This is a genomic window from Streptomyces sp. SID3343, from assembly GCF_009865215.1.
Taxonomy (GTDB): domain Bacteria; phylum Actinomycetota; class Actinomycetes; order Streptomycetales; family Streptomycetaceae; genus Embleya.
This window is the reverse complement of record NZ_WWJX01001038.1, coordinates 1-7043: the sequence shown is the minus strand read 5'-3', so window position 1 is coordinate 7043 and position 7043 is coordinate 1. Positions and strand designations below refer to the sequence as shown.

7 protein-coding genes and 1 pseudogene are annotated in these 7043 nt (G+C 72.3%); 1 reads left to right on the top strand and 7 read right to left on the bottom strand.

Going from position 1 to position 7043, the window contains the following annotated elements; all coding sequences use genetic code 11:
* Nucleotides 1-192: pseudogene (locus GT354_RS32570) on the top strand (M56 family peptidase); the annotation flags it as partial.
* A gap of 22 nt (nt 193-214) precedes the next feature.
* On the opposite strand, the gene GT354_RS32565 reads toward GT354_RS32570, so the two are convergent.
* The 7 genes from GT354_RS32565 to GT354_RS32535 all read right to left on the bottom strand — a co-directional run.
* Nucleotides 215-901, bottom strand: a complete 687-nt coding sequence (locus GT354_RS32565) for a hypothetical protein (RefSeq protein WP_161359977.1) — start codon at nt 899-901, stop codon at nt 215-217.
* A gap of 120 nt (nt 902-1021) precedes the next feature.
* On the bottom strand, nt 1022-1267 hold the full coding sequence (locus GT354_RS32560; protein WP_161359976.1) for a hypothetical protein: 246 nt from the start codon (nt 1265-1267) through the stop codon (nt 1022-1024).
* Nucleotides 1268-1401: 134 nt separating this feature from the next.
* Nucleotides 1402-1821, bottom strand: a complete 420-nt coding sequence (locus GT354_RS32555) for a hypothetical protein (protein ID WP_161359975.1) — start codon at nt 1819-1821, stop codon at nt 1402-1404.
* 1 nt (nt 1822) lies between these two features.
* On the bottom strand, nt 1823-4393 hold the full coding sequence (locus GT354_RS32550) for an Hsp70 family protein (protein ID WP_161359974.1): 2571 nt from the start codon (nt 4391-4393) through the stop codon (nt 1823-1825).
* Nucleotides 4390-5274, bottom strand: a complete 885-nt coding sequence (locus GT354_RS32545) for a hypothetical protein (RefSeq protein WP_161359973.1) — start codon at nt 5272-5274, stop codon at nt 4390-4392. The genes GT354_RS32550 and GT354_RS32545 overlap by 4 nt, the downstream gene beginning before the upstream one ends.
* 131 nt (nt 5275-5405) lie before the next feature.
* Complete coding sequence (locus tag GT354_RS32540) at nt 5406-5876, bottom strand: hypothetical protein (RefSeq protein WP_161359972.1); 471 nt, start codon at nt 5874-5876, stop codon at nt 5406-5408.
* Between the two features lie 4 nt (nt 5877-5880).
* Nucleotides 5881-7043 (bottom strand): hypothetical protein (locus GT354_RS32535; protein WP_161359971.1); only part of this gene is annotated, 1163 nt, incomplete at its 5' end.

Genomic DNA, 7043 nt, shown 5'->3' with positions numbered 1-7043 from the left:
GGCGGCCCGGTCCCGCGCCGCGTCGCCGCCCTCCTGCGCCCGTCACCCACGTCCGCGTGGCCCACCCCGTGGACCCCCCCGGGCGCCGCCACCCTGATCGCCCTGGGCGGCGCCGCCCTGTCCACCTGGGCCACATGCGACGCGGCCATCGACCTACGCACCATCCTGGAAACGGCCGACCACATGCTGTGAGGCCGAGACGATCGGCCCTTGGTCAGGGCAGGCGTACCTCGGTGCGGTAGTTCGTGGTCAGGGTGGCCCGGAGCGCGTAGGGCAGGGGGCGGTCGGCCGTCGGTGAAACGGTGGGGACCGGCTCGTCGTCGGGCGTGTCGACGACGGGCAGTGCGGCGCCTGCTCCGGGTGGCGGGGGCGGAGCGAAGGGACGTGGGTCGGGGGCGGGCTGCGGGCGGGTCCACCGGTCGAGGGTGGAGATCAGGCCGCGCTGCCTGGCGGCGCGTTCGAACAGTTCGCTTTTCGCCTGTTCGTCGGTGTCCCGTTCGCTCCACACGGTCGCGGTGATCGTGCAGATCGCGTTGACGTAGCCGGTCTTGGGCGCGGGCCTCGCCGAATCGTCCTGCCAACACCTGGTGTCGGTGTGTTGCGCGGGCAGGTGCACGATGACGCGAAAGGCCGACGTCATCGACTCGCGCGCCTCCATCCGCGGTAGCCGCCGTTTCCTGTCGTCGTCGTCCTGTGGCCCGGTCGCCGGGGCACTCGGGCCCCCGCGTCGGGCATCGGGACCGCCTCGGTCGGACGAGTGGTCCCACGTGTAGACCGCCACGAGTAACCCCACCACCATCAGGCCCAGCGCGAACGCGACCGTGCCCACGACCAATCGTGCCCACCACTCCAGAATTCCGGCGGCTTCGCGCACACGCTGCCGGCGCCCCGACCTCGGCATTCAATCCCCCGGCTCCGGCGGAGGCAACACCGCCTGCGGCCTCGTCCCCTCATTCTCGCCACACGGCCCAAGCCTCCACCCTCGGCGTTGCCAACCCGCAATCACCGGTCGGCCGCGTGCTCAGTAGGTGGGGAAGTCAGCCGTGGTGACGTCCATGCCGCCGTGCACCGCCATGCCGGACCACTGGGCCCGGCCGGCGATGCCCTGCTCGATGCGCGCGCGCAGCCGCCGCACGATGAACTCGTGGATCCCCGACGGGCCCGTCGTCATCACGAGCGTGCCGTCGCTGATCTCGATCTTGTAGTTGGACGGTGCGCGCACGCTGTCGGCGATCGCGGTCAGCCGGTCGAACTCTTCCCGGTTCATCCCTTCATGCTAGGTCGCGGTCGAGGGCCGGCCCCGGCGTCGGGACGTCCCCCGTGGGCGCACCGGATCGCGCCGCGCCGCGACCGGCGCACCGGCTCGGACACATGGTCGAACGTCACCGGGCCGCAGCCTGCTCAGGGCACCCGACCCGTCGATCTGCGCGCTGCCAGGCGTCGGGCCGCGTTGTCGAGGAAGCGCCGCAGTTCGGCTTCCCGCGGCAACTGCGCCGGGAGCCGTTCGCCGTAGGGCAGACGGATCCTGGCCTTGTGCCACAGTCGGTTCGGGAGGGTCTTCGGGTCTTGGTGGTAGCGCACCTTCGTGAGGAGTTGGCGAGCCTCCGCGTCGGCCGGATTGAGCGCGAGGGTGACCGCGAGATGCTCGGCCGAGGTGTTCCAGCGGCCGACCCGCGCGGCGCGGACCGCGTCGTTGAAATGTCGGTCGGCCAGATCGACGAGGCCGGCGAGCGCGGCGAGGTCGCCGCCGCACGACGGGCAGCGCTCGCTCAGATCCGCGATGCGGTGACGGCACAGGGGGCAGGTGATCGCGAACGCCATGTCACTTCTCCAGGGAGTTCTTCGGGAGGCGCAGCCCGATGTGCGGGGAGCCCTCCCTGACCTGTTCCATCCAGCGATCGGCCCGCGCCCTCAACGGCATGATCCGACCCCGGTAGATCTCCACGAGCCTTCGGTTGCCCGCAGCCTCCTCCCGCACGTCCGCCGCCGCGGTGTCGTCGGCGATCGCGTCGAGTTCGTCCAGGAAGCCGTCCGCCTCGAAGTGGTGGCGGCCACCCGACGCCTGGTCCATCTCCCGGATCGAACGGCGCAGATACTCCACCTCCTGAAGCACCGCGACCTGGAACTCCGCCGCGGAGAACTGTTGCGGCGACTGCCCGCCGTGCAGCATCCGTTCGGCGGCGTTGACCCGGTCCCGAACGGCCTCGTTCGCGAGATGCCAGTCCATCTTGTTGCCCGCCGCGTGCGCGGCCCGCCCGGTCGCCCGAAGTCCCGGGATCGCGCCGCGAAAGCGCTCCGCCTCGGCCGGGTCGTGGTCCGCGAGCCGATCCGCGAGCCGGGCCAGGAACGCGAGGTTGTCCTCGAACTCGCCGATCGGCGGATGCAGCGCGTGCCCCGCGGGCGTGGCCACCCGCAGCCCCTGGACCAGCGTCTCCGCCTCCAGGATCTTGTGATGCGCCTTGCCCGGGTCGACCCGGTACCGCACCAGCCCCTCGATCTCGGCCAACAGTCGGTCCAGCCCGGGGCCCACCCGCATCGCGTCGGCGGGCGGGATCGCGTCGCGCTTTTGGGCCCACCCGTCCGCGACGAGCCGGTGGCGCTCGGCCAGTTCGGGCCACCCGGGGATCTCCCGGCGCGGGATGTCGATGACCGCGCTGCCCTGAGCGCCCACCCTGGGCAACCGCGCCTCGGCCCGGATCGTCCAGCCGGCCTCGAACTCCAGGGTCACCTCGACGGTCGAACCCACCGCGACGTCGGCGGGCAGGTCCCGGATCGAGACCTCACCGATCGGCACGAGCCCCTCCACCAGGCCCACCCGCAGGTTCGACCCCTGCGACGCGGTCTCCAGGCGAAAGTCGGTGCGATAGGGCACCATCGTCCCGGCCCGCACCACCACGTGCAGCCCGTCCACGAGTTCGACCGAGAAGTCGTGCGCGAGCACGTCGCCCGTCGCGTCCGAGCGCGGCTTCTCGCTCGGCTCGACGACCAGCCGACGGGACTCGACCTCGCGCCCGTTCACCGTGACCTGCACGGTGAAGCCGTTCTCCCGCCCGTCGCGCAACGGCACGTCGGCGAACAGGAAGCGGCCCTCGTCGTCCGCCGTCTCCTGAAGCCACACCATGCCGTCGTCGGACGTCAGCACGACCTGCGCGCCGGCCGGCTCGGCGAGGTCGGGCCCGGCCAGGACCCGGCCGCCGACGTCGGTCTCCGGCGGCATCGCCTCGGGCCGGTCCAACTCCAGATGCCCCCTGCGACTGGGCACGTTCGCGGCCTTGAGCGCGGCCCCGAGCGCGACGCACAGGTCCGGGTTGAGCAACCGGGGAGTGTGCCCGAAGTGCTCCGCGAGCATCGACGCCACCAGCGGGATCCGCGAAGAGCCGCCGACCATCACGATCTCGTCCAGGTCGTCGGCGCCGATCCCCGCTCGGGCCAGCGCGCGGTCGCAATCGTCGAGCGTGCCCCGGATCCGATCCGCGATCAACTCCTCGAACTCCTCGCGGCGCATGGGCAGTCCGATGTTCATCGGGGTACCGGCGCGGTCCTCGCAGTACTGGCTGACGATCTCCGTCTCCGGGTAGCGCGACAGGTCGTGCTTGGCGCCCTCGGCGACCGACAGGAGTTGCGCCTCGACCTTGTGGTCGGCGGGGTTCTCCGAGTCGATCGTCAGGTCGTACTCGGGCAGCCGCTCGGCGATCCACGCCACGATCCGCCGATCGAAGTCGAATCCGCCCAGGTAGCGGTCACCGCTGAACGAGCGGTTTTCGAAGCCCACTTCGGGGTCCCACGTGACCACGGACGTGTCGAACGTGCCACCACCGAGGTCGTAGACCAGGAAGGTCTGCGGCAGGCTCGATTCCCGGGCCCGCTCGTGCGTGTAGGCGAGCGCGGCGGCCACCGGCTCGATCAGCGTCTCGACCACCTCCAGGCCCGCCGCCTGGCCGGCTCGGGTGGTCTCGTTCTTGGCGCGCGTCTCGAAGAAGGCGGGCACGGTGACGATCGCGCGCTCGACCGGCACCCCGAGCGTCTCCTCGGCGACCTGTTTGAGGTGGCGCAGGATGTGCGTGGAGGCTTCGAGCGGGGTCAGCCGCGCGTGTCCGGCCGTGACGACCTGGTCGGTACCCATGTTCCGCTTGAAGAACATCGCGGGCGGCGCACCCGGCAGCCGCGCCTTGTTCTTGGCCAGCAGACCCACGATGGGCTTGCCGCTCGGGTCGATCCACACCGCGGACGGGGTGGTCGGGGATCGATCCGGATTGGTCACCACGAGCGAATCGCCCACGAGACGCAGCCTGCGGGCCGCGATCAGGGCCTCTTTGTCGGGGATCTCGGTATCGGCGGGGATGGCGATGCACGAGTTGGTCGTGCCGAGGTCGATGCCGACGACGATGCTCATCCGGTGGTCCCGCCTTCGTTGTCCGTGCGTTCCTCGCCCGTGCGGCGAGGGGTTTGCGTCGGGTCCCCGGCCGGGCGCGTGCCGTTCGCCTCCGGGGTCGGGTTCGGTTTCCGGTCGGGGTCGGCGACCGGTTCCGAGGCCGGTTCCGAGGCCGATTCCGAGGCCGGTTCCGGGGCCGGTTCCGGGGCCGTCTTCGGACCGCGCGGGGGCTTGCGCCCCTTGCCCTTGCGGGTCTGCGGCCGACTCGGCGAAGCCGGCAGCTCGGGCTCGATCGGCTCCCCGGCCTCGACCGGTTCCGCTGCCTCGGCCGATTCCCGCGCCTCGACCGGCTCCACGTGCTCGGCCACCGCGTCCGCGGCCTCCACGCGCGCGTCGGCCGCGACCCGGGCGTGGGCCGCCCCTTCGCGCTGCGCCGGCGTCGGCACGAAGCCCAGCACCACCTGCGCGCGCCGGATCACCTCGCCGTCGTCGAGCAACACTCCCGGCCGCAGCGTCTTGGCGACGATCATCCGCCCCTCGTCGCCCTCGTCCGGCGCGTGCGCGACATCCACCCGCCGGCCGACCGCCGCGTACGCCTCCCCCACCGGGTCGTCGAACCGCACCCCGGCCCGATCCAGCGCGGTCGCGAACCGCCGCGCGATCGACGCGAGCACGGTCGGTACCGGCTCACCGTCCAGGCATCCGCGCAGCTCGTGCAGCGCGACCGCGGCATCGGCCGCCAGACCGGTGTACCGCTCGTGGCCGGCGTCCAGCCGCTTGCGCATCTCCGCACGGCCCGCCTCGCGTTCGCGCGCCGCGCGCCGTACGACGTCGTACACGAGCGCGAACGGCGGATCGATCGCCCGGTCCGGGACCACGCGTTCGGTCTCGGTGATCGCCATCGGATCACCGTCGCTCCTCGCGTCGCCCCCGGCCGTGGGGTGGCCGGCCGCCTTCGGGTCGTCGCCTGTCCTTGGACCGCCGACCGCCTTCGCATCGGCCGGGATCCGTTCCCGGCCCTGCGCCATTTCCGTCACTGCTCCCCCTCTTCGATCCAAAGCGGTACGAACTCGCGTGGCGCGGGCGCCGGCGTCAGACCCGCGAGCACGCTGCGGTCGATCGCGACCTTGGGCGGCGCGGGCAGGTCCGGCGGCTGCGACTCGGCGAACTCCTCGGCCAACTCGGCCGGATCGGCGCCCTCGGGCTCGGGTCGGTGGGTGAGCAGTTCGGCGAGCAGTCGACCGGCCGGATCGTTGATCGCCTCTTCCGCGGCATTCACCTCGGCGACGTCGAGCACCCGGCCGTGCACGGGAAAGCGCTCCGCGCCGCGGATGATCCGCTGCCGCCGCTTGCGCACTCGGGCCTTGATCGCCGCCCGCCCGGTCAGGTCGGGATCAAGATCCAATACCTGAAAGGCCGTACCACGATAGGGATTTCGCCCCTCGCGCCAGGCCCAGGGATTCTCCCGTGCGCCCTCGCTCTCGGTGCCGCCGGTGCCGCTCATCCGCTCAACTCCATTCGGGGCCGTGTGCCGTGGCCAGGGAAAGCACGACGCCACGCAGGGCGTTCACGATGTCGGGGTGATTCGCGTCCGGGTCCCGGGCCACTTCGTCCGCGAGCCGGCGCGCGGTCAGCAGGTCGTCGCGGGTGGTCTCGGCGAGGTTGATCAGTACCCGGGCCATGAACAGTCGTCCCCACGGCCCGGGCGCCGACATCGCGAGCGCGCGGCGCAGCGCGTCGCGCACGTCGACGTCGCGCGCGCCCTGGCGTTGCCGCGCGGTCGCGGCGAGCGCCCACTCCTCGGCCGCGAGTTGCTCCACATCGCGATACATGCTCTTGAGCGCGAGATCGCGGTCGAGTTCCATCGCGCGCAGCAGGTGTCGACCCGAACGCAGAGCGGCCTCCTCCAGGATCGGCGGATCGTTCGCGGGCCCCGACTCGCGCTCGCGCACCACGATCCCGCGCCAGTACTCGTGCCGGGCCAGTTCGACCGCGAACGAGCCCTGTGGGGTGCCCACGTCGTCCCACGCGGGCAGCACCATCCGGGCCACCCGCTCCACCAGCGGCGCGATCCTCGCCGGCCATCCGGGCGCCGCCACCACGATCTCGATCCGCTGCCGGGTCGCGTACAGCAGGGCGCGGGCGAGTTCGACGTTGGTGGGGTCCACCCGCAGCCAGGATTCGAGCAGTTCGACGACGTCGTCGAACCGGCCCTCCTCGACGTCGCGGGTGACCTCGCGCAGGGCCTCGCGGACCAGTTCGGAGCGCGCCCGGGTCACCGCCGAGAGCGGAAAGCCGGATTCGCGGACGAGTTCCAGGTGCGCGCGGGCACGGGGCGGATCGTCCACGCGGTGGTTGCCGGCCAGGGTCAGATGCGGCGCGAGCAGGTCGCGGGGCAACCGCTCGCGCGCCTCCTGGATCACCTCCGGTCCCACCGGCGTACCGGTCACCGCCTCCAGGTGCTCGTGCAGGCGATCCCAGAACGCGCTGTCGTGGTAGAGGCCGGCCCACTGCGCCAACGCCCTTTTCCAGTACGGGAAAGCGGCCCCCGCGTCGCCCGCGAGTTCGAGGTCGTACGCGCGCGCGTGCAGCGCGACCGCCAGGTGGTGCGTCCGCCACGGTCCGCCGCCGCGGCCCCACAGGTCCTCGGCCCGCGCGCTCCACGGCTGCG

Coding starts and splice junctions, on each gene's coding strand:
- GT354_RS32565 (WP_161359977.1), bottom strand. CDS start 901: ATGCCGAGGTCGGGGCGCCGGCAGCGTGTGCGCGAAGCCGCCGGAATT.
- GT354_RS32560 (WP_161359976.1), bottom strand. CDS start 1,267: ATGAACCGGGAAGAGTTCGACCGGCTGACCGCGATCGCCGACAGCGTG.
- GT354_RS32555 (WP_161359975.1), bottom strand. CDS start 1,821: ATGGCGTTCGCGATCACCTGCCCCCTGTGCCGTCACCGCATCGCGGAT.
- GT354_RS32550 (WP_161359974.1), bottom strand. CDS start 4,393: ATGAGCATCGTCGTCGGCATCGACCTCGGCACGACCAACTCGTGCATC.
- GT354_RS32545 (WP_161359973.1), bottom strand. CDS start 5,274: ATGGCGATCACCGAGACCGAACGCGTGGTCCCGGACCGGGCGATCGAT.
- GT354_RS32540 (WP_161359972.1), bottom strand. CDS start 5,876: ATGAGCGGCACCGGCGGCACCGAGAGCGAGGGCGCACGGGAGAATCCC.